The organism is Pedobacter sp. (assembly GCF_041645105.1).
In the GTDB taxonomy this organism is placed as follows: domain Bacteria; phylum Bacteroidota; class Bacteroidia; order Sphingobacteriales; family Sphingobacteriaceae; genus Pedobacter.
The window spans coordinates 63,653-89,118 of the sequence record NZ_JBAZQQ010000006.1 but is presented as its reverse complement, the minus strand read 5'-3'; the positions used below and the strand labels follow the sequence as shown (position 1 = coordinate 89,118).

Genomic DNA, 25,466 nt, shown 5'->3' with positions numbered 1-25,466 from the left:
ACTATTTATTTTTATAATTTAACATTTTAAGATTTAGGTTTATCGAAGTTAAAAAGTTGTCTTCTAAACTACGATTATCTGTAAGTTTTAAACTTTCAAGTATTACAGAATTCATATAATTTTTCAGACATTTTTTTTTGCTTAAATTTTCTTGAAGTATTAAAGGTTGTAAAAATCCTGATTGATCAGCGGCTTTATAAACATCAATAGTATTGCCAGCATTTATTATTGATATTTTATATTTTTCAAAATATAAATCAACCTCAAAATGAGAAAACTGTACACGACTAAGGCCTAAAACACTTATATTAGTTTTATTCCAGAATGCTTGAAAAGACAAGGTTGGATCATTTTCAAACTGATCGAATTCCATATTATGTATTTTCACTTCATTTAATGTAATTTCTGAATCCATTAAAAATTCTAAAAGATCCATAGCATGACTACAATTATTTACAAATCCCCGTTGGTATCTAATAGCAATATTTGTTAATTGCTCATTATTAAGGTTCGTATTTATGTATTCTTTCAGTTCTAAAAAATCTGGCTGAAATCTTCTGATGTAGTTTACCAATATTTTCGATTGTCCAACACCATAGGCATCTTTGAGTTTTGCCATTTCAACGTTGTCATTTGAGATCGGCTTTTCGCAAATGATCGTCTTCACTTTAGCATCAATTGCATCCCGCAAAAGTTGATAATGAGTAAATGTAGGTGTACAAATACTTATAATATCAAATGCGGCTAATGTCTCAGGAGTAGTATCAGTAACAATTTTACATTGATATTTTTCGGCTACCTGTTTTGCAAGTCCGCTATTGATGTCATAGATACTAACTTCAGTTCGGGAATTTAAATACCATGCCTTTACATGTGTTTGCACGTCATCATTATCAATGTCATACTGAGCACCAATATTTCCACAACCGATTACCAATACCTTATACATATTATTCTTTCCTCATTTTATTCAAGAGGAAAGTATACTTAATTTCTGCTACTTTCCAGTCTTCTTCAGTATCGATATCCTGAACTTCTGACTCCGGCATTTCCAGACCCACAGAAACATCAGAAAACAGCTTTTTATTTTGCATAAACAAAGCTGTTTGTATAAAATAAAACTGCCCACAATCATGGTATGCCGGTGGCAGGTCCTGAGATCTGGTATTGATATGTTCAGGCCAATTCATTTTAATAAGTCCATTCTCGATTTTGAATGATCTTAGTATAGGAAAACCAAAACTAACAACTGGTACAACTGTTTCCGCATTTTTTTCTAATAGTAAATGATAAGCTTTATTTAATTTTTCAGCAGTTACAAATGGCGCGGTCGGATAAATACAGCATGCATATTCAAACTCTTGCCCAATTTCGCTATACATTTCTAACACTTCAGTGATAACCTCTGCTGTGGTTGCAAAATCATTGGAATTTTCTTTAGATCTTAAGAAAGGTACTTTTGCACCGAGTGAAATAGCCAATTCTGCAATTTCATTATCATCAGTAGATACCATAACTTCATCAAAACAACCAGCTTTTAAAGCTGCATCTATTGAGTATTTGATAATCGGACTTCCTAGAAACTCTTTAATATTTTTTCTGGGAATTCTTTTGCTCCCACCGCGAGCAGTAATGATGGCAAGGCATTTTTTCATAGTTTTGTTAATTTATCTCAAATAGATCTTTTAACTTTTGTTCAGGTATATCAGGTCGTAAAGTTTTACCTATCTCTAGGAATTTTTCCTTATTCTTTTGAATTAGTCCAGGAATGATTACATATGGTGTAGAGCTATTGAACGTAAAAAATATAGCTAATCTACCTTCTTTACATCGGCTACCATAATGATAACAGGCAGCTGGATCTACAAAAATAGATTCACCAGCCTTACCATAAAAATATTCAACCCTACCATCCCCTAGTTCTTTTTTAAAGTCTTCATCATTAATTCTTCTAATCAAAACGGAGCGTTTCATTTTTTTTGAATCGGTTCTATTGATAAAAACAAAAGGTCCTTGATCAACAGTATTCACATCATTTAGGTACATAATTCCATGAAATGATTTGCTATCCCCAAAATCTTTATGCCAATATTGACTTTCCCTTAATTTCCCCTCAGTTGGGTAGCTATATAATACCTGTAAACTCTCGAATAGAAGTTTCCCACCAAAATAGTCCATTGCAGGATCTAATATTTCTTTTGAAAAAGCAAGTTTAATGATTGGATTATCAATAGTTACATCTTCATCACGCATCAAATTCTTAAATGGTGCACCCGTAGGTTTAGGAATAACTTCAGCAATCCTACTTTGATAAATTGATTTAATCCCCTCCAGAGTTTCGTCAGAACAAGTTGGGCCAACAGTAAAACCTATTTCGTTTATTAGAGAAGTACTCTCTAAAATAGGTGGCTCTGGCTTAGAAAACGATCTAAGGCTTATGTTTGACAGCATTGAAAACTTACGTAAAGCAATCAAATGAGCCCGTAGAAAGTTAATCTTATACTTCAATTTTTTCATTATTCTAAAATTTACAAATGAGAAATCCAATCATAACATACTTGGCTAGAAATTTTCTTAGCAGGAATTCCTACGTAAATGCCAGGTTCGGTTATTGATTTATTAACTAGTGACATTGATCCAATCATTACATTATCGCAAATAGTTACTGGTCCTAAAATGATTGAGCTCGTACCAATCACAACATTATCGCCAAACTCAAAAACTCTTTGTTCTTTGTGCTTTTTCAGGTAAAGCTCGTCATTCGGCGATCGACCTCCTAATTTCACTCCCGACATTATTACAACCCTACCCGTCGAGAAAACGCCATTTCCTCCAAGCAATATTCCACCAGGATGGGTAATAGACAATTTACTTACATTGATGGAGAATGACATAAGTTCAATACCATAAACTATAAATAAAAAGCGATCCATCGTAACACTTATTAATTTACCAAAAAACGGAATATTATAGTAGAAAAATCTAGATATTTTTAAATGTTTTGTAATCTGCCACTCAATTTTAAATATCTTACCAATTCCTAGGCCTAGTCCCATAGTTATTACGATTAAATCAAATCAAAAGTAAGCGGTGTACCTTTTTTAACGGATCTATTTATTTTTTTCCCAAGCATTGTTTCAAAATATTTTGGAGAAATCCCTAATCCTGGTCTAATAATCCGAATGTTTTGCTCATTAAATATTTCTCCTTCATTCATATCTTCAACAACATAAATAGAGCGTTTAAACATTTGACTCTTTTTCTCCGCTTCCATAATGCCATAGGTTACATTTCCTATTCCTAAATAAGCTCTCTCAGACTCTTCTACTAGCATCTTAAATTCTGCAGGTTCTAATGAAAAAGCAGAATCGACTCCACCCTCAGCTCTATCAATAGTAAAATGCTTTTCAATAACCCTAGCACCCAACGCAACAGCTGCTACAGACACCCCAATCCCTAATGTATGATCTGAGAGTCCAACATGGCAATTAAATAACTGAGCCATATGTGGAATAGTCAATAAGTTTGTATTTTCTGGGCTCGATGGGTAGGTACTTGTGCACTTAAGTAACACCAGCTGATTACATCCGTTTTCCCTTAGTGTAGCTACTGCAATTTCTATATCCGCAAGTGTCGATATTCCTGTAGACATAATTACTGGTTTACCTGTTTTCGCTACTTTCTTCAAAAGTGGAAGGTGATTGTTTTCAAATGAGGCAATCTTATATACTTCAACCCCGAGTTCTTCCAAAAAATCTACAGAAGTATCATCAAAAGGGGTACTAAAACAAATCATTCCCTTTTCCTTTGCCCGATCAAATAGTGCTTTATGCCATTCCCATGGAGTATAGGCTTCTTGATATAGTTCATAAAGATTCCTATCCTTCCATAAGGAATTGGGATCTTTAATCCTAAATTCATCATGAGATACATTAATTGTTAATGTATCAGCAGTATAAGTTTGTAATTTAATGGCATGTGCTCCAGCTTCTGCAGCTGCATCAATAATTGCCAATGCTTTTTCAATTGATTGGTTATGATTACCACTCATTTCGGCAATAATGAATGGTTTTAGATCATCGCCTATTAATATATCACCAATTTTAATATGTTCTCTCATCCTTAATTTTTGTATAAAATATAACTAGGAATATCCTTCACAATTTCTTCTTTTAATAATTCAAACCCAGCTTTTTTAAAGCTCTTATACGATGCCTCGTTTGTTTTAAAAATATACGCTAATAATTGTACCCCTTTATTAGTTTCAAGAAAATCATTTGATGCCATTTCTATCATTTCCTTGGCATATCCTTTCCCCCTAAAATCTACATCAACTTGCAAACTAATTACAGCATTTTCCTGATTACCTGCATTTATCCTAACCTGTCCTACAGCTACTCCATCCTCATCTAAGAAAATATAAAAGTGATTATTTACATCTAAAATTTGCTTATTAAACCACTCAACATGATCAATATAGGTTATTTCATTTTTTTGGTAAGAATTGATTCTAGCTAATGGATCATTGGCCCAATTAAATAATAGATCTATGTCTCCTAAATTTGCTTTCCTAAATGTCAACATGCAACAAGTAATTTAAATTCATCCAAAATCCTATCAGCAGATTGTCCATCAATATTGTGGAACTGATTTTTTATCATTTGATTAACTAGACTAACAGAAGCAAATTTCTGTAATTTGATACTTATCTCGTCCACATTGACATGATTAAAATCACCAACTGAATTAGCACAACTGGCATTCAAAAGTTGTTCATGAATTAGCTTTTGATTGTTGGCTGTTGTTCCCGTTAGTAAAGCAGCTTTTACACAACATACCTCCAATGCTATTGAACTTGCTGGACAAATGCAAATTTGTGAGGAGGAGATCAACTTGACCATTGTATTTGCATCAACATTGATATGATTAACAATTTTAATATCGGTACCAGCTTTTTTAATAAAACTTGCCAACTCTTGTTGATTTGCGTATGCTGAACCAGTAACAACAATGATCTCTTTGATAAACTTGGTTTTTATGCAACCCTCCAGAACCTTAATCGTTACATTTGTAGGATCTGCACCGCCCATACACACAAAAACAGTATCTACTTGACATACAGACCTATTAGTTCTAGCAGCCTTAAGAAACTCAGGTCTCAGCATAAGATAATTGAAACCGCACAGAACCTTCGTGTTTCTACTTGTCTTATAGGAATAAATTAGGGATTCATTTGCATGATTTAGTACTATAGCAGAATCAAAATATCCGACTGCGAAGTCATCAATAATTACTAATTTATGAACTTTAGCATTTAAATAACCAATATACTTTTCGTCAAATGCATACCCATCAACAACCATAATATCTGCTTTACATACAAAGGACTCTATTTCTAAAAGTTCGCCATCCATGTCCATCGACTTCAATTCGATTAACTCACCAAACGGAGCAATGATTGTTTTCAAAGACTCACTTGGGTGTGAAATTATAAAGCTACAGTGAAAATCGCCCCTTAACATTTGCGATAATGCAATGCATCTCATAATATGTCCCAGTCCTATTTTACTATTGCCATCTGCCCTAAATAATATCCTATTTTTTATAAAAGTCATTAATGGTTTTGATTACAAATTGCTGTTGTTGTTTCGTAAGTGTCGGATACATTGGTAGGCTAATACAATGTTTATAATACTTTTCTGCGTCTTGAAAATCATTTTCTTTATAGCCAAACTGTCGATAGTATGGCATTAGATGACAAGGGATATAATGTATCTGAGCAAAAATATTATGCATTCTCAAATAATTATATAAACCTAACCGATCCTCAACTTCAATTACATACAAATGATAAGCATGTCCATCGATCACTCCAGACTGCCCTTTTATAAAAGTCTGTCCTCTGAATTCTTCTTCGTAGATATGCGCAATTTCTCGTCTTTTCACAAGGCCTTCGTCTGCTCTCTTCAATTGACTTGTACCTAAAGCTGCTTGAAAATCTGTTAAACGATAATTGAAACCTAAACTTTGCATCTCCATATACCAACCTGGGTACTCATCTTTTCCACCAGCAAATTCAATAGAATTCGCAAATTTATCTTCCTGTTTGGTAATTCCGTGTGACCGCAAAATAAGCAGTTTTTGATAAAGCTCTTTATTATTAGTTGTAATCATCCCCCCTTCACCACAAGCAATATGTTTTACAGGATGGAATGAAAAAATTGCCAAATCTGCAAAATTACCATTTCCACAATTTTGCTGATTGTCGTCCTTATCAATAAAGTACCCCCCGGGAGCATGGCAAGCATCCTCTATAATCCACAAATTATATTCGTCTGCTAAAATCTTCAACTCCTCTAAGTTAACAGCTCTTCCGGCAAAATCAACAGGGATAATTCCTTTATACGTTCCTTTTGGAGAAGAATCTAGCAATATCTTTATCTTTTCAATATCAATCAGATATGTTTCAGGATTGATATCTGAGAATACTGCTTCACCACCACAATAACGTATACAATTAGCAGACGCGGCAAAAGTAATCGGTGTAGTAATTACTTTGTCTCCATCTTTAACACCTAAAGCTAACGCACATAAATGCAGTGCAGCTGTTCCATTCGCCACTGACACAGCATATTCACATCCTATATATTTAGCAAACTCCAATTCAAATTCTAAAATTCTTGGTCCTTGGGTCAAATAGTCTGATTGCAAGGCTTCGATAACATTCTGAATATCTTCCTGAGTTATGTTCTGTTTACCATAAGGAATGGTTGCATTATTATCCATTACATTCAAAACTTGAGTCGACATGTTCTTTAATTAGAGATCTTAAAGTATCTATTGTTTCCCACTCTGTATTTTCTCCAGAATTATACGCAAAACCTGGCTTTACCAATTCAGCATTAAAAGTACTTTTGAAATCTTCAATATTCCATTGGCATGTCGCTGGCAAAATGGTGTAATATTTTCCCAAATCGTACGTATAAAATGAATCAGAAGGTGTAATCATTTCTTCATGAACTTTCTCTCCTGGCCTAATTCCAACTACAACTTGTTCACAATTTGGCGCGATTGCTGTTGCAACATCTGTTATCTTATAAGAGGGAATCTTTGGAATAAATATTTCACCGCCCCAGGCATTTCCTAAAGCATGCATTACCATATCAACTCCACCTTGTAGAGAGATATTGAAACGCGTCATTTCCGAATCGGTAATAGGGAGCTTTCCTTCGGCTCTTTTATTTAGGAAGAAAGGAATTACAGAACCATTAGATCCCATCACATTACCATATCTTACCACAGAGAATATTATAGGGCTATCTCCTCTAATGTTATTAGCTGCAACAAAAAGCTTATCTGACGTCAATTTTGTTGCACCATATAAATTGATTGGGGCACATGCCTTATCAGTAGACAATGCTACGACCTTTTGCACATTTGTTTCAAAACAAGCATGAATAACATTCTGAGCACCATTTATATTAGTTTTGATACATTCATCAGGATTGTATTCTGCAATTGGTACATGTTTCATAGCCGCAGCATGAATCACATAGTCAACACCCTTAAATGCTCTTACTAATCTCTGGGAATCTCTAACATCCCCTATAAAAAACCTCAGTTGTGGATATTGTTTTTCAGGATATTCCTGAGCCATTTGGAACTGCTTTTGTTCATCCCTTGAAAAAATAATTACCCTTCTAACATTAGGATATTTTGTTATTATTTCTTTTGTTAAAGCTTTTCCTAAAGAGCCTGTGCCTCCCGTGATCAAAATACTTTTGTTGCTTAAATCTAACATACCTGGTTTAAAATAATTCTTTTAATATTTTTTTTACGATTAAATACAAGACACTTATTATTCCTAAAAGAAAACCTCCAATAGCCATCCCCTTTACCTTTCCAAAGGTCTCTTTCTTTAAAGGATATATGGGCTTATCTATGACTTGTATTAAAGGCGTTTCTTTCAACAGTGTCATCTTAGTCATCTCTAAACTTTTAGCCATTTCCGATAAAATTGCCCTATTCGTTTCTGCAGAAAACTGCGCACGCTGTGCTGGAGCAACTCGCTGAACTTGTCTTGTTGGATTTAAATTTGGTGTAGCATCTGCAATTGCAACAGCACTATAAATAGCACCGTTCATTACTGCTCTTACCGAATCTGTTTTATGCTGTAAAATTTTTACGGTCTGTAAAGTTTTTTTAGTTTTAGTATTAATGTAAAATTCATTAACAATTTTCACCAATTCATCATTAAAAGATTTAGCAAAAAACTCATCCTGAGCCTTAACATCTACCTGAATAGTACTGAGTTTTTTATCAGGTTTACTAACAACCAAATAATTTCTATTGAGATCGGCAACAATTACACCTAAAACACTATCTCGCAAGCGGTTTGGCTTCAAAAAATGTTTTTCATTTAGCAAACTGTCATTGATAAACTTCAAATTGATCAATTCCGGTTTATCAGCCCATCGTTTTCTTAAATGATGAAAATCAATATACCAGTCTATAAGTAATTGTTTTTTACCCTTACTTTCTACCTGAGTTAATAAAGTTCGCTCTAATATGCTGCGAGACTTATATAAACCTAAAATATTATCTCCCTGAAATATACCTCCTCCACTTCCTCCTAAATCTACACCAGCCATAGAAGCCAAACCAGCTAAATTACCTAACCCACCGCCACTTTTCTCATCTTCCAAGACAAAAGTAGTAGTCGCCGTATAAACAGGCTTTTTACTAGAAGCATAAGCAAAGCCCAATGCTCCTCCTATAAGTCCACATATCACTATGATCAACCATTTGGAAAGTAGATACCTCCAAAACTCTTGAATTTTTAAAATCAATTCTTTCAACGAGATCTCATCAGAATCAGATGAAGCGTTACTACTATTTATATTTTCTTGATTCATTCCTAATTCTAAACTATCTCAACAAAGTAATAATAATCGCACCTAAGGACGCCAAAGCAGTTCCTATCCCAATCCATGCCTGTGCACTCATTCTCTCTCTCTCCGCTTTCTTAGGCACCAAAATCTCTGCACCCGGCTTCACCTTTGGAAAATTGTTAAAGAACAAAAACTTACTGCCTGCTTCGACAGAACCATTGGCATATTTAATATATGCCCCACGTTTTAATGCACTAGAAGTAAAACCTCCAGCACCATTAACATACTGCTTAAAGCTTTTGCTCGGCATAAAAACGATGCTATTCGGGTTTAGGACCTCACCAGTAACTTTAACAGTTTGTAATTGTCTTGGAACCCTAATGATATCTCCATCTTCAACAATCAAATCATATTTTGAATATGGTTGATTCAGAATTCGATCTAAGCTAATACCAACCAGATCAGATTGAATTAACATCTGTTCCACTTCTGCTTTAACGGTATCCTTAACACCTGCCTCCTGAGCACGTTTTAAGTTTAAAAACTTTTTACGTTCTTCATCCTCATTGCTAATTGCATTCTTATCTGTAGGATTTACTTTCTCAGCACCCGGTCTTTTCAATGATGCCCCCTCTGCATAGCCATAAGGTGTTAATCCACCTGCTCTTTTAACTAAGTCAGAGATCCGCTCATCCTTAGAAAGAATAGTATATATACCGGGATATAAAACCTCGCCCTCTAACTTAATCTGCTTTTGGACCGTATATCCCGCCGAATTACGTATAGTTACGATATCATAAGGTTGAAGAATAAAAGCACCATCTTCTATCTTCAAATTCTGATCAACCTTTACAGTAAACAACTCTGCAGTAGCGGCCGACTTAGATAAAGAATCACTATTTTTCATCCTTCTCGAGACATCAATCCGATCTGGAGTTGCACCTTCTTTAAAACCACCTGCCATTTGAATTAAAGCCTCTAAGCTGATATTCTCGGCATACTCGAAAGTACCTGGTGCACGCACTTCACCTTGAATACTTACTTTATATTCATCACGCAAATCAAATAAAGACGATATTGTTACCTTATCTTCTCTTTGCAATAGAATATCCTGCTCTGTTCCTGCAATAATCTTGGCCACATCAAAAGATATTAATGCCAGAGTATTATCTGCATTTAAACGATTAATATAACCCCTGTTTAAAAACGCATCTTCTGTTAATCCATCTGCTTTAGCGATCAGCCCTTTTAAGGTTACGCCATTGTCTAGCGCATAAATACCTGGGCGGAATACCGACCCTATAATCTCAACCCTGTTCTGGAACCTATCCAAAATTGCCTCAACAACAAACCTATCTCCATTTTTAGGTTCATAAGTAGTAAAATCTGCAGCAGCAATATCTGTTATACGACGTTCCTTATCTGTGTTTTGAAAAGTCTTAATTTTTGCGGTATATGCCTGCGTTGTAAAACCACCAGCATAATCAATCAGGTCTTGTAAATTTTCGCCAGAAACGACTTCAAACAAAGCTCCAGTTTTAACTTCACCCATAACCTCTACTCGTTTATCATACACAGGAATATTAATCACATCCTGATCCTGTAAACGAATGTTATTTTGTTGAATACCTTTCAACAAGAAATCGTACACGTCAACTGTAGAAACTACCTTGTTGTTACGGATCACTTGAATTTTACGAAATGAACCTTTTTGATTAGGGCCACCTGCAGCATATAATGCATTATATACTGTAGCCAATGAAGAGATCGTATAAGTTCCAGGTTTAGTAACCTGACCTGTCATAATAATTTTTATACTCCTAATGTTTCCTAAATTGATAGCCAGACTGGTACGGCCTGATCCTAAAGAAGGATATGTTTTAGACATCGCCGAACGGATTTTAGATGTTGCCTGATCAATGGATAAACCACCAACAGCAATTCTACCTACAAATTGCAGGTTAATTACGCCCTCTGGATTTACCTGCAGTTCATAACTAGCTTCATTATCGCCAGTCAAATCGATCAGTAATTTATCATCTGGACCAATTATATATCCCTTAGGTGTTGCGATTCTTAAATTTGGTTCGAAAGTAATGTTTCCATTTCGGAAAAGCTCTGACCCAAATACCTTAGGACCAATCTCTTCATCCTTTACTTTCTTTTCATTATCTACCGCCCCACCGTCAGTAGTTTCGCTACCCTCGCGACCTGTACTTGTTGTTTTGTTGTCTGTTTGAACAACTACTGCAGAGCCCTGCTTCTTTACCTTATCAACACGCAAACGAAGCTTTTGAACTTCTTCCTGCTTCATTCCTTGAGCAGCAGCCATCTGCTCCAATTGTCCATCGCTATAACCTTTAGATTCCGCCCCTTTAATCATCTGCAAAATTTGTGCATCAGAAAGCTCGTCAACCTTTACATTAGCATAGTTCGACTGCGAGAAAGCAGCCTCTGTGACTAAAACAGCAAACAAGAATACTATTGCAGTTATGGTTTTTTTAAAATTCATATTGTATGTAGAGAGTTAATGTTTAATCATATATTTTATTGGTTACTTCTAAACCAAAACGTATAAAGTTCGAGAATCTTGCAAGCCACGGATCAAATCTAGCCATAAAGGCTTAAAATCGGCATATTTATCAGGAATTGAGGCGTTGTTGGTTAACTCAACTTTCATATTGGTAGATGTAGTTTAGTGTCGGATGCAAATATATTAAATTATTTGATCTGGATTAATGATATAGCCAATGAGTTATCTTACACTGCCAATATTAATCTGGACACCTACAGAAACTGCATTCGTTAAAAATTCTGATTTATTGTACTTATTAAAAGTCCTGGCATTCCCTACACCCTGAGCTACAGTTTCTTGTCGCTCATAAGAATAAAACCATTGAATACTACTTTCAGCAAATAAAGTTACCTGGCTTATCGGATTAATCTTGACACCTATTACAGGTGATGCCGTAAAACCAGTTTTACTTGTTTCCAAAATATTTGGAGCCATAACGGATCCGTTGGCATCAGATAATATATTTTTAGAAATTATTGTCCCATCAAATTTATTGTCTCTGAAACCAATATCAAAGCCAAAATAAGGTTGTATTCTAGAGAAGTTAAGGCTTTTTTCGAACCCGAGGGTGAGGTTAAAGTCCTTCATTTGACCATTCATCTCTTCACATGTACTGCAAATATTGACCGCCTTAATGTCTCTTTTAAAATAACTACCGCCTAGCCGATAGCTGATCTGATTGTCGTTAAATTTAATCATCCCTCCACTAAAGGAGACATCTTTAAATTCTTCGTTCTTTTTTTGGTTCATTATCTTGGGCATTTGCATGATGCTATAACCCTTTACAGCTAAACTGTAATTAAAATCACCATTTATTTGTGAAAAAGCACTATTGGACAATATTAGAGAGAGCACAATAAGTAGAATTCTTTTCATTAATAAATCCCTTCTCGGGCATTTTTGTTCAATTAAAATTTATAATAACAATAATGTAAAATAGCAAGAACGTTACAACTAGCGTATTTGCCCATTTATTGTGCCAGAAATTATATCACAGCAAAAAAAAATTAAAATTTCGACAAACATAATTGTCAAGATCAACTTGCAATGGAAATGGACAAGAAAGTCCAGAACATTCTCATCGATTTTTTTAATAAAAAAGCTGTTTTTTTTACAGATATTGTTCAAAATTCACCAACCAATGCCGCAATACGACTCACAAGATGAACAATCCTGGTTAAACGCCTTTCGTACAGGTGAGGACGCGGCTCTTGCATACTTTTTTGAACAACATTACCGGTCACTATGTTATTTTGCGAGTAGACTATTGCAAGATAATATGGAGGCCGAAGATATTGTGTCCGATTGTTTCTGTAAACTCTGGGAAAAGAAAGAAGATTTTGAGACAGCAAGTAATATCAAAGCATTTTTATACATCAGCTGTAGAAACGCATGCCTCAACCACCTAAAAAAAGTTAAAAGAAAAACGGCCATACAAGAGCAGTACTTTAGCCAGATTGAAGAAGGAGAAGAAACAATATTGTATGAACTGGTTGAAACAGAAATTCTAACCTTACTCAGTAAAGAAATCGAAATTTTACCAGATAAATGTCGTGAGGTATTTAAACTCATCTATCTGGAAGGCCGTAAAACAGATGAAATTGCCCTGCAACTCGGCCTTTCTGTGCAAACGGTTAGAAATCATAAAACACGTGCTGTAGAGATCCTAAAAGCATCTTTTCTTAAAAAAGGCATGTCGGCCGCAACAGCACTCGCTTTCTTCCTTTTTATCGATCGATAAAAAAATAAACATTTCATTTGGTTGTTTCCGATGCTCAGTTGTTTCTATATAAAAGCAGCATTAAAAACAGCCTAACATGAGTAATCAGCAAACCTTTAAAAATGAACAAGAACTATCATTACTGATAGCGGGACACCTGAACGGAACTTTAAGTCCGGATCAGGAAAAGGAGCTGAATAACTTTCGCCAGGCTTCAGGAGCTAATGAAGAATGGTTTCAGGCTTTTTGTGATGAAGCTAATATTGCAGCGCAACTTAAAGCGTACTACTCGGCAGATAAAGCTTCTGTATGGGACAAAACTAGAAATAAGGTCCTGGCTACAACCGATACACCAGTAACTAAAAAATTAAACATATGGTGGCGCATTACAAGCGCTGCTGCTGTTGTAATCATCATAGCTGCTGCCGGACTGCTGTTTTTGAACAATCCAGATCGTATAAACAATCAACCAACAGACAAATACGCCAATGATATCGCACCTGGAAAAAACCAGGCTTCGATCATCTTAGCAAATGGTAAAACCATACACCTTAGTGATCAGAAAAATGGAGTCATAATCGATGCTAGTGCTTTAACTTACAATGACGGTTCTAAAATCCAGGATGGAATAGCTTCAACTGAGGGAGTACAAACGATAACAACTCCTAAGGGAGGAACCTATCAGGTTCGTCTACCTGATGGAACAAACGTCTGGTTAAATGCAGCTTCCAGCTTAACTTACAATGCTTCTTTAAGTAAAGTAAGTACACGAATGGTGAAGCTAACCGGTGAAGCATATTTTGAGGTGGCAAAAGATAAAAAACGTCCTTTTATCGTGCAAACTGCTAAACAGCAGGTTGAAGTACTAGGTACACATTTCAATGTAAACGCTTACGAGGATGAATCAGGGACGAATACAACATTAATTGAAGGGTCTGTAAAAGTAGTCAGCAAAGCTGAAAGTAAGGTTTTAAGCCCTGGTCAGCATCTATTCAATGATTATAAGGAACTAAAAATTGCTCAGGCCAATATAGAGGAAACCATGTCCTGGAAAAATGGATATTTCCGCTTTAATGATGAAAGAATTGAAAGTGTCATGCGCAAATTATCCCGCTGGTACGATATAGAGGTGCACTATGAAGGGAAAATATCTGATGAAGAATTTAATGGAAAAATTTCCATGTTCAATAACCTCGACAAGGTATTAACCATGCTTGAAAAAACTAAGAGTATCCATTTTAAAGTTGAAGGGAGGAGGGTAACCGTTATGAAATAAATGATACAAACCCATGGTTACCAGAAAAAAAGCCATTCCGATTGGACTCAGAATGGCTAAACAGTCTGGATCATCAGCAGCATATCTAAAAACTAAACTGAATTCTCGAAAGCCGGATGCATCTCGACAATGAAAAGGCATTTCGAATAAAACCAAACTAACCAAATGTACAATTTTTATAAAAGGAATTTACAAATCCAGAACCACAGTCGCCCGGTTGTCAATTGGGTGAACCAAGCTGATAGAAGAAAATGGATTATGAGGATTAATATGATCTCGTTTTTGCTACTTGCCTCCTTTATACAGGTAAGCGCAACCACATTTGCTCAGAAAATAACGCTGTCCGAAAAGAATACCCGTTTAGAAAAGATCTTTGAAAAAATTAGCGCTCAAACGGGATATGATTTTCTGTTCACAAGAAGAACACTTAAAGATGCCTCTCCTATTAACATCGATGTTAAAAATGCAGAGCTGAACGATGTACTCCGGAAAATATTCAATGGGCAACCTTTTGAATATTCTCTGGAAGACAAATCTGTCGTCGTATCCCTAAAGTCTAAAACCATCCTTAAAAATGCAACATCAGGATTGCAGGATAACATTATAAAAGGAGAAATCCTGGATGATAGAGGTCTTCCTTTACCCGGAGCAACCATCACTATAAAAGGCACAAAAAAATCTGTAATCAGCAATACCAGCGGACAATTCAGCATCACAGGTGTCAAGGATACTGACGTGCTGGTCGTTTCCTTTCTGGGCTTTATAACTAAGGAAGTAAATGCTGACAAAGAGACTTTAAGAGTAGTCTTACAAGAAAAAGATGCGCAGCTGAATGAAGTCGTTGTAGTAGGATATGGTACACAGAAACGTGCAAATGTAGTGGGTTCCGTTTCCCAGATCAAAGGTGAAGAGCTTGAAAAAGCTCCTGCAGGTAACATTACCAATTTATTGGGAGGAAGATTACCAGGATTAACTTCCGTACAACAATCAGGACGCCCGGGTGCAGATGATGCAACTTTAAGAATCAGGGGCATTAGCTCGTATGGCAACAACCAAGCTCCCTTAATTATGATTGATGGTGTGCAACGCGAATCCTTCTCGCACTTAGATGCATCGGAAATAGAAAGCGTCACCCTGCTAAAAGATGCGGTATCAACTGCAGTATATGGTTTACAGGCCACTAATGGAATCATCCTCATTACCACTAAGAAAGGAAAACAGCAAAAAGCGTCCATAGCTTATGATGGCTCTTATACCTTAGGTCAGAATACTCGCTTCCCGGAATTTTTAAATGCGGTAGACTACATGGAATGGTTCAATAAAGCAACAGATGAAGACAATGAGTATCTGATGCATACTGGTGGAAACCCTGTCCCTTATGTATATGGCAAAAACCTCATTAACGACATCAGAAATGGAACAAACAAAAATATATTGTTTGGTGATACCGACTGGATAGGTGAACTGATTGGCAAGAACAGCAATTCGCAACACCATTCCATCACGGTTAACGGCGGTAATGAAAATATAAAATACTTTACTTCTGTTTCTCACCTGGATCAGGATGGGGTTGTGAAAAATACCGGATTCAAAAGGTATAACGTAAGAAGTAACGTCAGTGCGAACTTAAATAAGATCATCTCGGTCGACCTCAACCTGATGTTCAGGCAACAGAATACCAATACACCTGGTATTTCTCCTGATAACAGCTCATACCTGAACCCATTTTATCAGGCAGCGATGATGTTGCCAAACTTACCTATGTACGCACCAAATGGCATATATACGGCATACAGAAGTGGACCGGGATGGGTAAACCCCCTGGCATCTGTTGAGCAATCTGGCTTTCAGAAGCAAGAATCAAACTTCTTTCAGGGCGATTTAACTTTTAAACTGGACATCCCATGGGTTCCGGGTTTAAAAATGCAGGTAATGACCGCCTATGATAAAACTGGAACAGAAAATAAAGGTTGGTTACAGCCTTACCCATTAATGGGGCGCGATAGAGAACAGAAAACGGGTTCGTTTATACCGTTGACTACCGTTCCTGGAATTACACAAACTGCCTTAACTCAAAGCTATGTCCAAAATAATAGAAGGACATTTCAACCCAGCATCAGCTATCTAAAAACTATCGGAGATCACCACATCAATGTGCTGGCACTATATGAATGGTCAAGATATCAGAACAGCAAACTTTCTGCCGGAGCCAGAAACTTCCCTTTAGATGGCTTATATGACCTGGATTATGGTAGTCAGGACCCTGAAGATTTTGTACTTCCTGGTGGTTCCAGTGCGGTAACAGCAAGAGCCGGATATGTGGGAAGAATCAATTATGGTTACAAAGAAAAATACCTGATAGAACTTGCCGCAAGGTCCGACGCTTCTGTAAACTTTGCTAAAGAAAACAGATGGGACATCTTTCCTGCAATAGGCTTAGGATGGCTAATGAGTAAGGAGTCTTTTATTCAGGATCATATTAAAAGCCTAGATTACCTGAAATTTAAGACGTCATTAGGCCAGACAGGTAACGACAAAATAAACGGTTCCTTTCCTTACCTACAGACTTACAGGTTATCAACTGACCCCGTACATGTTTTTGGAGGAGCTCCAGTATCAGGACTGTATACCTCTGCACCACCAAATCTCGATATCCGCTGGGAGACTTCAACCACTTTCAATGTCGGCTTCGAATCAGAGTGGTTTAACGGTAAACTGGGCTTTGATGCAGAATGGTTTTATAGGGTAACGGAAGATATATTGGCCTCCCCTGCCGGACTATATCCTGCTTCTACAGGTGGCTTTTTCCCAAGCACCATCAATTATGGCATCATGGAAAATAAAGGGGTCGACTTACAGATCAGACATAAAAACAATGTTGGAGAATTATTTTACGGGCTAACAGGAAACTTCAACTGGGCAAAAAATAAAATCATCAGAAGAGATGAGAACACCAGTCTGCCCTACTGGCAAAGAACAGTCGGACGCTCCTACGGAGAGAAGGTTGGTTTTGTAGTAGATGGAATTTACCAAACCTGGGAAGAAACCAAAGATGCTGTTTCTCCTTCTGGTGGTGTTGTGGCTCCTGGGTTTTTCAAATACAGGGACCTGAATAACGATGGAAAAATTACCAGATCAGACGACAGAACTTTTATCGGCCGTTCTAATATTCCAGAAATGATGTTCGGACTTAACATAGATCTAAAATACAAAAACTTCGATTTCTCTTCATTCTTCCAGGGAGCAGCCTTGTCAGATGTAGCATTATCCGGACTATATGAAGGTTCATCAGGGACAGATGGTGTTGAAGCTTTTACGGTGATGTCAAGATCCTTTTATCAAAACGGAAATGCACCTTACTTTTTAGTTGAAAACTCCTGGAGCAGTGATAATCCTAACGCAGAATTTCCACGTTTAACAGCAGGCAAAGCAGCTTTGGGTGCGCACAATGCACACAGCAGTTCGGGATATTTGCGCAATGGTGCTTACTTACGTTTAAAATCTGTGCAGCTAGGGTATTCCCTGCCTAAAAGCATTCTGAATTATGCCAAGATTCAGAAAGTGCGTTTTTATGCTACGGCATCTAATCTGTTCACCCTGGATCATCTGAAATATTTTGATCCGGAGATGCCGAACGTAAACAATGGCTTTTACCCACAGCAAAAGTTATTCGCATTTGGTATAAACGTAGTCTTTAACTAAAATTTTTGAGTTATGAGTTTATTGAAAAAATATATAAAAGAAGCCTTCTTACTGATCATCTGCTGTTTCTCTTTGCAGTCTTGTAAAATCGACGTAACACCTACAGACAGATATACAGAAGAGGTAATCTGGAATAATCCGGGAAGTATTGAACTGTACATCAATGATATGTACCAGGAATTCCGACGCTTCCAATTTGGAACTTTTCCTATAGGGTATGACAATGCTACAGACGGATTAACCGATCTGTTAAAATACACATCCAGTGCATCTGGAAACGGTACCGTAAACATTCTGGCTACAGATGCATCCAGAATAAATTCGGCTAGCCCGGGGTTAAATTATTGGGCAAATGCCTATACCAGAATCAGGAGAATCAATGAGTTCTTAGATGGGATACATACCTATGCGCAAATAGATAATGGCAAAAAATTGGGTTATGAAGCCGAAGCCAGATTCATCAGGGCTTACATCTATTTCATGCTGGTAAAACTCCATGGTAGTGTAATTATAATGAAGGACCTGAGCGATCATACCAAAAAGGATATCGCCCGCTCTTCTGAAAATGACTGCTGGAATTTTATAGCGAGTGATTTAGAATATGCCGCGGCTTATTTACCTAAGACCTGGAAAACCGTTGAAGGTGGTAAGTTCGATGGTAAAGCTACCAAGGGTGCTGCTTTAAGTATGTTGGCCAGGACCTGGTTATATGCGGCTTCAATTGCAGAGTTTGATAAAAAGCAATTTAATGCAGATCCACTAACCGGTGTATCGGCCGATAAAGCGCAGACTTATTATACCAATGCCCAGAAAGCTGCCCAGGGGGTTGTCGATTTAGCCAATGAAGGATACTATGCTTTATCTGCTGATTTCGCCAATATATTCCAAAATAAAAACTCTACCGAATCCATATTCAGGATAGATTTTGTGACGCAGTTGCTAACACACCAATATGATTTCGGATTTGTCCCACCGGGTGATGATCCTGGCCAAACAATGGTTTATGGTGTACCAACAGCAAACCTGGTCGATGAATTTGAAATGGCCGATGGCAATAAGTTCAATTGGAGCACACCAGCTATGGCTAACGATCCTTACGCAAACAGAGAAAAACGCTTTTATGCTTCTATATTATACAATGGAGCAGTGTGGAAAGGGAGAACACTCAATACCACTGTAAATGGAACATTAGATGGTTTTGTGGCTTACGGAAGTATGTCGGAACCTAGAAAAACAGTTACAGGATATTATGCGAAAAAGATGCTTGATCCAACAAACACTACGATTCTTACCAGTAAAAGTACCCAAAGCTGGCATGAGATCAGGTACGCAGAAGTGATCTTGATTTTGGCAGAAGCTAAAGCCATGTTAAACGATGTATCTGGTTCAAGAACGGCCTTAAACCAATTGCGTGGTATGAGGAGCTTACCCAACACCCCTGCCAACAGTAAGGCCGATTTAATGAAAGCTATTGAGCATGAAAGAATTGTAGAGCTGGCTTTTGAAGGACACCGCTTCTGGGACCTTAGGAGATGGAGAAAAGCACATCAGACGCTTAACGATATCAGGTTCAGAGGTCATAAAATCAGCACAATAGGCAACAGCCTGAATTATGAATCAGTAAGTGTTGACGATAAAGACAGGGAGTTTTTCCCCTCTTTATATTATCTGCCAATACTGGACACAGAAGTTCAACGTAATGGAATGTTAACTCAAATTCAAGGTTGGTAATTATTTATTTAAGATTATGAAGAAGTTTATTTACATATCGCTGCTTGTTTTGACAACTGCAATATGGGGCTCCTGTAAAAAAGCAGACCCTGTGATACGAAACAGCACCGGCGACCTGACGGATATATTTGCAAATACTGAAGCATCGGGTGCAAAAAGAATGTTTGAACCCAGGTTTAGCAATGATACCATATATTTTGACATCCCCTATTTCTATCCTGTTGATACAGATTATCAAACAGATTTAAAAAAGATTATTTTAAGGGCATCACTATCTGCCGATGCGACTGTTAGTCCACAGTTAGGATCTCCAATGGATTTAACAGCTCCAATAAAGCTCACCGTGACCTCAGGTTCCGGGGAATCTAAAACTTATGTAGTAGTCGCAAAAAGAATTGGTGATGTAACCATCAGTAATGTAAAAATGTCTTACACAGATGGTGACGGGGCTTTACAGGAATTAGATGCTATTGCGGTCGACGATGAGTTGAGGTTCTTTATATTGCCTGGAACAGATGTATCTCAATCCAAAATCAATTTCAACATTAACAGTCATTCCACTGCTTCTATTGCAAATGGAGCGGTAGTAGATCTATCCAACCCTTTTTCATTAAAAGTGACTGCACAGGGGGATGTTTCAAAAACCTATAAGCTTATTGCAGCAGAGCCTACAAAACTGGATTATGGTTTTGGCATCCACAGACGTTTATGGACCAAACTAGCTGCAGATTTTGGTGGCTTTACAGGAGTAAATGAAACTTGTCTGGCTGTTAGTGGAGATCATCTGATCATCACAACCCTCGGAACAGCAGGTACTTCTAAATATAGAGTGTATAACCGTTTTACCGGTCAATTTATCCAGAATATGCACATGCCGTTTAACGCTGCATCAGGAGCTTTAAGTCAGACGAACCAATTGGTATCAGATGACAAAGGGGCTTTATTAGCGATTAACAGAGCTGCATATGGTACAAACTTTAGGATTTACAAATACAAAAATGTTTTTGATACCAATCCTGAACTACTGGTTAATTTCACCAACTCTAACCCTGCATTAGCTACGCTGACTACTGTAGACAGAGGAATTGGAAGAAGGATAAATGTATCCGGAGATTTAACAACTGATGCCGTAATCTTTGTTCCGATCGGACAAACACTTGCCTTTTATAAATGGGTTGTTAAAAACGGAACAATACAAAACGCCACTCCTGAAATCATATTTATGACAGGTCTGACAGGCGCACATTTTGGTTTCGTTGCCGAGGTGCAGCCTATAACTGCAAGTCCGACTACAAATTACCTGATCGCCAGTCAGTGGGACTTTGCTTATGTTAATGGCAGTACCAATGCCAATATCAGCAGTTTCTCTTTAGCAAATGCCGCTAACATCAACTTCAGGAATGCCTTATCTGTAGCGAATTTTAACAATGCAACTTATGTGGCGCTCATGAAATACATGAACAGCAGCAACTTAAACAAGGCTCATCTTTCCTTATTTGACATCACCAATCCAGCAAGAATCCCTACCCTGTCTACCGATCCTTCTTATGCTTTATTGAATGTATATAATTCAGAAGCATTCTCAGGTACACAAACCACAGGTGGCGCAGGCGATATTGCTTTAGGGTATTCAAATAATGGAGATAGAATGCAAGTCTACATGCTGTTATCAGGACATGGTGTATTGGCTCATGAGTTTACCGTTTATTCCGCAGAATAATTAAAACATAACCAGATGAAAAGAATTATAAAATTAGCATTACTGTTTTCAATACCTTTAATAGTAGGGTTTAGTTCAGGATGCAAAAAAGCTAAACATAGCATTGTCGACAATGAGCAAGAGGAGACGCCTAAAATAGAACCTAAAAGAGAGGTTTTAGTATGGGTAGATGCACAATCTAATATATTTCAAAACAGAGGAAGGTTTCGGGATAAGAATGACATAAAAGTTATCCTGGATAGTTTAAAGATCGTTGGTGTTACCGGACTGGTAGTCGACATTAAACACAATACCGGCTATACCTTATACAATAGCGCTTATACCGGCATGCTGAATTCCTGGGATGGCTATAATTTACCAGAGAATTATGTAGAGTTTATGATTTCGGAAGCGAAAACCAGAAATCTAAACATCTTTCTGGCCATCAATACCTTTGTTTGGGGGAATGGTGCCAGAAAAAGAGGTGTAGTTTATGATGAACCAGAGTTCAAAAAATATGAAGCTATTTTATGTGATGAAAATGGGAACCGGGTTACTTCTACCGATTTTGGTGCTAATGCTTTTATGAACCCCGCAGCTCCTGTGGTGCAGGAACGGGCATTAAATGTCATTAAAGAGATCGCTTCGAAATTTGACATAGATGGCATTGTCCTGGATTATTGCAGGTACAAAGATATCAATGCAGATTTTTCTGACCTGAGTAAGGAGCTGTTTATTCAATTCTTAAAGGATAAATTTAATGACAACGATGCGAAATACATGCAATTTCCGAAAGACATTGTAAGTTCCTGGAAAACCACTAATGGGGTTTTAGAGCCTAGTTCTACAGGGAAATATTACCAGAAATGGCTGTATTTCCGTTCTTCGGTTTTGAAAAACTTTATGGTCAAAGCCAGAGCTGCGGTTAAAAGTGTTAAGCCTAATCTTAAACTGGGTGCCTATACAGGTGCCTGGTACAACACTTATTATAAAGTGGGTGTAAACTGGGCTAGTGAAGATTATGATCCTTTTTATGATGATGATCTAACTTTTTCATGGGCCTACCCAGGATATAAAGAAACAGGTTATGCTGAGCAGCTGGACCTATTGATGACGGGTAATTATTTTAAACAGTTAATGTTGTCTGACAACCCTGCCACTGTAAATCTATTTTACCATTGGTGGAGTGTTGAGGGTTCTATAAATGGGGTTGATTATGTTACTAAAAACAAAATGCCTGTTTATTCGAGTTTAGATGTGGGGAATGTGCCTTATGATAATGAAGCTGAGATATCTAACTCTATAAAGTACATTTTAAACCGCTCTAGTGGTGGGCTCATGTTGTTCGACGTGGTGCATATTACTGTTCCTCATTACAACAATTTAAAGATTCCGTTGTGGAATGCGATTGAAAAAGGAATAAAAGGGAAGTAGTGATTTGTAAAAAATTAAAGCTGCGCTCCTTGGAGACTGGCATCTTTGCTGAAAAAGCAAAGCGCCTGAGGTCTCTTCGGAGCGCACCTTTAATTTTTCTGCTAAATAACTATCTTCAGAATGGAAGATAACGGAACAGGCCTACCGCCGGTATTTCTCTTAGCCTTTACACTAATGCAGCTGCTAAATTCCAGGCTTGAATATGAATTATGCCATTGTTAGAAGGTAAGGTAAAATCATCGAGCGAAACCACAAATTTTTCGTAATTGTCACGTATAATTTCCAGGGGCGCATATTCACGTTTTGCGGTATGCTCATCAGCCAAAAGATAAGTACTCTGTATATAAATAACACGGTCGGCCCTGGTGGCTACAAAATCTACTTCTTTAGTTCCTAAAGTACCTACATACACCTGATATCCAGCCCTTCTTAACTCTAGATACACCAGGTTTTCTAACTTATATCCAATTCCATAGCCAAAACCCGGATAGAGATAATTTTTATAAGAAAGATCGTTGATATAATATTTTAAATTGCCAGCTATAGTTTCTTTCCCTTTAATGTTATAGCGCTCGGCACTATGTACTAAAAATGTATCGGTTATATAACCGATATAATTGGAAATTGTATCGTATGATGTATGGCGCTTATTACTCTTAAAAAAATTGACGATATTTGATATAGATACCAGATTAGAAGCATTGTTTATCAAATAAACAAAAATATCTTCCAGCAGGCGAGGGTCTTTAACACTATGACGTTGTATAATATCACGCAACAATACTGTATCCTTTATCGCTCCTACATAATTCCGTCTGGTTTCCTCATTTGGCAACACAAATAGTTCTGGCAGCCCTCCGTTTTCCATGTAGCTTATATAGCTTTCTTTTGTACTTTCTTGCCCGGTAATACCTATATATTCTTTAAAACTAAATGGAAATATTTCGAAACTAACATACCTTCCAGCAAGTAGCGTTGCCAATTCTCCAGAAAGCATTCTGGAATTCGATCCACTAATAAAAATTTCATAGGGCTCCACGAAATCCTGTGAATGAGAATTCACAAAGTGTTCCCAACCAATAATGTTTTGAATTTCATCAATGAATAAATACTTTTTGCCGGTAGGCTGTAATTTATTGTTGTATACTTTCAATAAAGCTTCCAGATCATTGTATTGGCTAATAAAATCAAATTCAATAAATTCCTTATTGATGTATAAAATATTATGAGGATTTACACCTCCATCAATCAAGCCTTGGGCAATCTGCCGGAGGATATAGCTTTTTCCAGCGCGACGTTGGCCCACCAATACTTTAACCAGCTTGTTTCCAGTATAATTAAAAATTTTATCGACGTAATCTTTCCTTAGGAAACCCGGAGCCGGAATATTACCACCCCAAAAATTAAACTTAGATAAAGAATTGAATTTTTCGTCCATAGCTGAAAAAACCTAAACAAATGTAATATTTTTCGTCTACAACTGAAAATATATAAAATTAAAGCTGCGAATTTATCGCAATGGGCATTACGGTAATGTCCATTGCGATAATCAAAAACCTACCCGAAGGTTTAATTCAAAACTACCATTGGTATAGCCTGTCAAAGCAGAAGTTTGAGTGGTATACATACCGCCGATAAGGTATTTCCTTTTGTAATCCATGCCAAGACCGAAAGTTGCACTTTCAGTACTATGGTACATTCCCATTAAAAACACCTGCTTGTTCGCTATCCAGGCTTGTGCTCCAGCGTCCCAGATATTGTCAAAGCCCTTTACACCACGATAAGCTACCTTAGGTTCCAGATCTATGCCTTCCGGCCCCTCGCTCAACTTTATCTGATAACTTGCTGCAGTATAAAAAGTAGCCACATCAGCCACCTTGATCACATCCTTTTTAAAAAAGCTTTTTAAATTGGGAATAGCAGCTTCCAGGGTCAAACTGTTTGAAGTATAAGCAACCCCAAAGTCGCCATCCAGATAAGTTTTGCGATCATTATACAAGCCTATCTGCGGATCATTTATATCGCCATAAATATCACCATTTTCCAGACGCTGATTCATAAAACCAACTGAAACACCTAAATGTAATTGTTGTCCGTCGCTACTTAATGGTAAATGATAAGCATAAGTACCAACTACGCGGGTCTTACGTTCCAGACCTGCACTTTCATTGTTTACATTTAAACCAAGTCCGACTTTATTGAACCCATAATCGCCCGTCAGACTTTGGGTAACAGGTGATCCATGAATATTGCTCCAGAGTTTGCGGTAAGCGCCATTAATTTTAAAACCTTGTTTTGCACCTGCAAAAGCAGGGTTGATCAGGTAACGGTTGCTATAATATTGTGCAGCTAAAGGATTTAACTGGGCTTTTACTGTTGATATAACCCATCCAGAGCTTATCATTAACATCAAAAATTTATATAGAAATTTCATATTG

20 protein-coding genes are annotated in these 25,466 nt (G+C 37.1%); 6 read left to right on the top strand and 14 right to left on the bottom strand.

Features of this window, described 5'->3' with window-relative positions; genetic code table 11:
• Position 1 precedes the first annotated feature (1 nt).
• The 12 genes from WC623_RS18820 to WC623_RS18765 form a co-directional block, all read right to left on the bottom strand.
• Positions 2 to 949, bottom strand: coding sequence for a Gfo/Idh/MocA family protein (locus tag WC623_RS18820; protein WP_372853964.1), 948 nt, complete (start codon positions 947 to 949; stop codon positions 2 to 4).
• Between the two features lies 1 nt (position 950).
• Positions 951 to 1,655 carry a pseudaminic acid cytidylyltransferase gene (gene pseF, locus WC623_RS18815; RefSeq protein ID WP_372853962.1) on the bottom strand — a complete coding sequence of 235 codons (705 nt, stop codon included), beginning with the start codon at positions 1,653 to 1,655 and terminating at the stop codon, positions 951 to 953.
• 7 nt (positions 1,656 to 1,662) lie between these two features.
• A complete protein-coding gene (locus tag WC623_RS18810) occupies positions 1,663 to 2,517 on the bottom strand; it encodes a hypothetical protein (protein ID WP_372853960.1) in 855 nt (284 codons plus the stop codon).
• Positions 2,518 to 2,528: 11 nt separating this feature from the next.
• Complete coding sequence (locus tag WC623_RS18805) at positions 2,529 to 3,056, bottom strand: hypothetical protein (RefSeq protein WP_372853958.1); 528 nt, start codon at positions 3,054 to 3,056, stop codon at positions 2,529 to 2,531.
• An 11-nt stretch (positions 3,057 to 3,067) separates the two neighbouring features.
• Positions 3,068 to 4,120, bottom strand: coding sequence for a pseudaminic acid synthase (pseI, locus tag WC623_RS18800; RefSeq protein WP_372853956.1), 1,053 nt, complete (start codon positions 4,118 to 4,120; stop codon positions 3,068 to 3,070).
• A gap of 2 nt (positions 4,121 to 4,122) precedes the next feature.
• Complete coding sequence (locus WC623_RS18795; RefSeq protein ID WP_372853954.1) at positions 4,123 to 4,584, bottom strand: GNAT family N-acetyltransferase; 462 nt, start codon at positions 4,582 to 4,584, stop codon at positions 4,123 to 4,125.
• Positions 4,578 to 5,615 (bottom strand): UDP-2,4-diacetamido-2,4,6-trideoxy-beta-L-altropyranose hydrolase, encoded by a 1,038-nt coding sequence (gene pseG / locus WC623_RS18790; RefSeq protein WP_372853952.1) that lies wholly within the window; start codon positions 5,613 to 5,615, stop codon positions 4,578 to 4,580. The genes WC623_RS18795 and pseG overlap by 7 nt, the downstream gene beginning before the upstream one ends.
• Positions 5,596 to 6,810 (bottom strand): UDP-4-amino-4,6-dideoxy-N-acetyl-beta-L-altrosamine transaminase, encoded by a 1,215-nt coding sequence (gene pseC / locus WC623_RS18785; RefSeq protein ID WP_372853950.1) that lies wholly within the window; start codon positions 6,808 to 6,810, stop codon positions 5,596 to 5,598. The genes pseG and pseC overlap by 20 nt, the downstream gene beginning before the upstream one ends.
• On the bottom strand, positions 6,779 to 7,801 hold the full coding sequence (pseB, locus tag WC623_RS18780; protein ID WP_372853948.1) for a UDP-N-acetylglucosamine 4,6-dehydratase (inverting): 1,023 nt from the start codon (positions 7,799 to 7,801) through the stop codon (positions 6,779 to 6,781). Before pseB ends, pseC begins: the two co-directional genes overlap by 32 nt.
• Positions 7,802 to 7,808: 7 nt before the next feature.
• On the bottom strand, positions 7,809 to 8,915 hold the full coding sequence (locus WC623_RS18775) for a Wzz/FepE/Etk N-terminal domain-containing protein (RefSeq protein WP_372853946.1): 1,107 nt from the start codon (positions 8,913 to 8,915) through the stop codon (positions 7,809 to 7,811).
• A gap of 13 nt (positions 8,916 to 8,928) precedes the next feature.
• Positions 8,929 to 11,403, bottom strand: a complete 2,475-nt coding sequence (locus tag WC623_RS18770; RefSeq protein WP_372853944.1) for an SLBB domain-containing protein — start codon at positions 11,401 to 11,403, stop codon at positions 8,929 to 8,931.
• Between the two features lie 243 nt (positions 11,404 to 11,646).
• A complete protein-coding gene (locus WC623_RS18765) occupies positions 11,647 to 12,342 on the bottom strand; it encodes a hypothetical protein (RefSeq protein WP_372853942.1) in 696 nt (231 codons plus the stop codon).
• 265 nt (positions 12,343 to 12,607) lie between these two features.
• On the opposite strand from WC623_RS18765, the gene WC623_RS18760 reads away from it, so the two are divergent.
• The 6 genes from WC623_RS18760 (at position 12,608) to WC623_RS18735 (ending at position 23,028) form a co-directional block, all read left to right on the top strand.
• The gene (locus WC623_RS18760; RefSeq protein ID WP_372853940.1) at positions 12,608 to 13,207 is read left to right on the top strand and encodes an RNA polymerase sigma factor; all 600 of its coding nucleotides are present in this window, start codon (positions 12,608 to 12,610) and stop codon (positions 13,205 to 13,207) included.
• Positions 13,208 to 13,283: 76 nt separating this feature from the next.
• Positions 13,284 to 14,462, top strand: coding sequence for a FecR family protein (locus WC623_RS18755; protein ID WP_372853938.1), 1,179 nt, complete (start codon positions 13,284 to 13,286; stop codon positions 14,460 to 14,462).
• Positions 14,463 to 14,627: 165 nt separating this feature from the next.
• Positions 14,628 to 18,164, top strand: coding sequence for a TonB-dependent receptor (locus tag WC623_RS18750; RefSeq protein ID WP_372853936.1), 3,537 nt, complete (start codon positions 14,628 to 14,630; stop codon positions 18,162 to 18,164).
• 12 nt (positions 18,165 to 18,176) lie between these two features.
• Complete coding sequence (locus tag WC623_RS18745; RefSeq protein WP_372853934.1) at positions 18,177 to 19,895, top strand: RagB/SusD family nutrient uptake outer membrane protein; 1,719 nt, start codon at positions 18,177 to 18,179, stop codon at positions 19,893 to 19,895.
• Between the two features lie 16 nt (positions 19,896 to 19,911).
• Positions 19,912 to 21,615, top strand: coding sequence for a DUF5018 domain-containing protein (locus tag WC623_RS18740; RefSeq protein WP_372853932.1), 1,704 nt, complete (start codon positions 19,912 to 19,914; stop codon positions 21,613 to 21,615).
• Positions 21,616 to 21,630: 15 nt separating this feature from the next.
• Positions 21,631 to 23,028, top strand: a complete 1,398-nt coding sequence (locus WC623_RS18735; protein ID WP_372853930.1) for an alpha amylase family protein — start codon at positions 21,631 to 21,633, stop codon at positions 23,026 to 23,028.
• A 166-nt stretch (positions 23,029 to 23,194) separates the two neighbouring features.
• Here the strand turns inward: WC623_RS18735 and WC623_RS18730 are convergent, their stop codons facing one another.
• On the bottom strand, positions 23,195 to 24,466 hold the full coding sequence (locus WC623_RS18730) for an ATP-binding protein (protein WP_372853928.1): 1,272 nt from the start codon (positions 24,464 to 24,466) through the stop codon (positions 23,195 to 23,197).
• A gap of 111 nt (positions 24,467 to 24,577) precedes the next feature.
• Positions 24,578 to 25,432, bottom strand: a complete 855-nt coding sequence (locus WC623_RS18725; RefSeq protein ID WP_372853926.1) for a PorP/SprF family type IX secretion system membrane protein — start codon at positions 25,430 to 25,432, stop codon at positions 24,578 to 24,580.
• Positions 25,433 to 25,466 lie beyond the last annotated feature (34 nt).

What these genes read in the sequence shown, in the direction of transcription:
- WC623_RS18820 (WP_372853964.1), bottom strand. Translation starts at nt 949, where the DNA reads ATGTATAAGGTATTGGTAATCGGTTGTGGAAATATTGGTGCTCAGTAT.
- pseF (WP_372853962.1), bottom strand. Translation starts at nt 1,655, where the DNA reads ATGAAAAAATGCCTTGCCATCATTACTGCTCGCGGTGGGAGCAAAAGA.
- WC623_RS18810 (WP_372853960.1), bottom strand. Translation starts at nt 2,517, where the DNA reads ATGAAAAAATTGAAGTATAAGATTAACTTTCTACGGGCTCATTTGATT.
- WC623_RS18805 (WP_372853958.1), bottom strand. Translation starts at nt 3,056, where the DNA reads ATGGGACTAGGCCTAGGAATTGGTAAGATATTTAAAATTGAGTGGCAG.
- pseI (WP_372853956.1), bottom strand. Translation starts at nt 4,120, where the DNA reads ATGAGAGAACATATTAAAATTGGTGATATATTAATAGGCGATGATCTA.
- WC623_RS18795 (WP_372853954.1), bottom strand. Translation starts at nt 4,584, where the DNA reads ATGTTGACATTTAGGAAAGCAAATTTAGGAGACATAGATCTATTATTT.
- pseG (WP_372853952.1), bottom strand. Translation starts at nt 5,615, where the DNA reads ATGACTTTTATAAAAAATAGGATATTATTTAGGGCAGATGGCAATAGT.
- pseC (WP_372853950.1), bottom strand. Translation starts at nt 6,810, where the DNA reads ATGTCGACTCAAGTTTTGAATGTAATGGATAATAATGCAACCATTCCT.
- pseB (WP_372853948.1), bottom strand. Translation starts at nt 7,801, where the DNA reads ATGTTAGATTTAAGCAACAAAAGTATTTTGATCACGGGAGGCACAGGC.
- WC623_RS18775 (WP_372853946.1), bottom strand. Translation starts at nt 8,915, where the DNA reads ATGAATCAAGAAAATATAAATAGTAGTAACGCTTCATCTGATTCTGAT.
- WC623_RS18770 (WP_372853944.1), bottom strand. Translation starts at nt 11,403, where the DNA reads ATGAATTTTAAAAAAACCATAACTGCAATAGTATTCTTGTTTGCTGTT.
- WC623_RS18765 (WP_372853942.1), bottom strand. Translation starts at nt 12,342, where the DNA reads ATGAAAAGAATTCTACTTATTGTGCTCTCTCTAATATTGTCCAATAGT.
- WC623_RS18760 (WP_372853940.1), top strand. Translation starts at nt 12,608, where the DNA reads ATGCCGCAATACGACTCACAAGATGAACAATCCTGGTTAAACGCCTTT.
- WC623_RS18755 (WP_372853938.1), top strand. Translation starts at nt 13,284, where the DNA reads ATGAGTAATCAGCAAACCTTTAAAAATGAACAAGAACTATCATTACTG.
- WC623_RS18750 (WP_372853936.1), top strand. Translation starts at nt 14,628, where the DNA reads ATGTACAATTTTTATAAAAGGAATTTACAAATCCAGAACCACAGTCGC.
- WC623_RS18745 (WP_372853934.1), top strand. Translation starts at nt 18,177, where the DNA reads ATGAGTTTATTGAAAAAATATATAAAAGAAGCCTTCTTACTGATCATC.
- WC623_RS18740 (WP_372853932.1), top strand. Translation starts at nt 19,912, where the DNA reads ATGAAGAAGTTTATTTACATATCGCTGCTTGTTTTGACAACTGCAATA.
- WC623_RS18735 (WP_372853930.1), top strand. Translation starts at nt 21,631, where the DNA reads ATGAAAAGAATTATAAAATTAGCATTACTGTTTTCAATACCTTTAATA.
- WC623_RS18730 (WP_372853928.1), bottom strand. Translation starts at nt 24,466, where the DNA reads ATGGACGAAAAATTCAATTCTTTATCTAAGTTTAATTTTTGGGGTGGT.
- WC623_RS18725 (WP_372853926.1), bottom strand. Translation starts at nt 25,432, where the DNA reads ATGATAAGCTCTGGATGGGTTATATCAACAGTAAAAGCCCAGTTAAAT.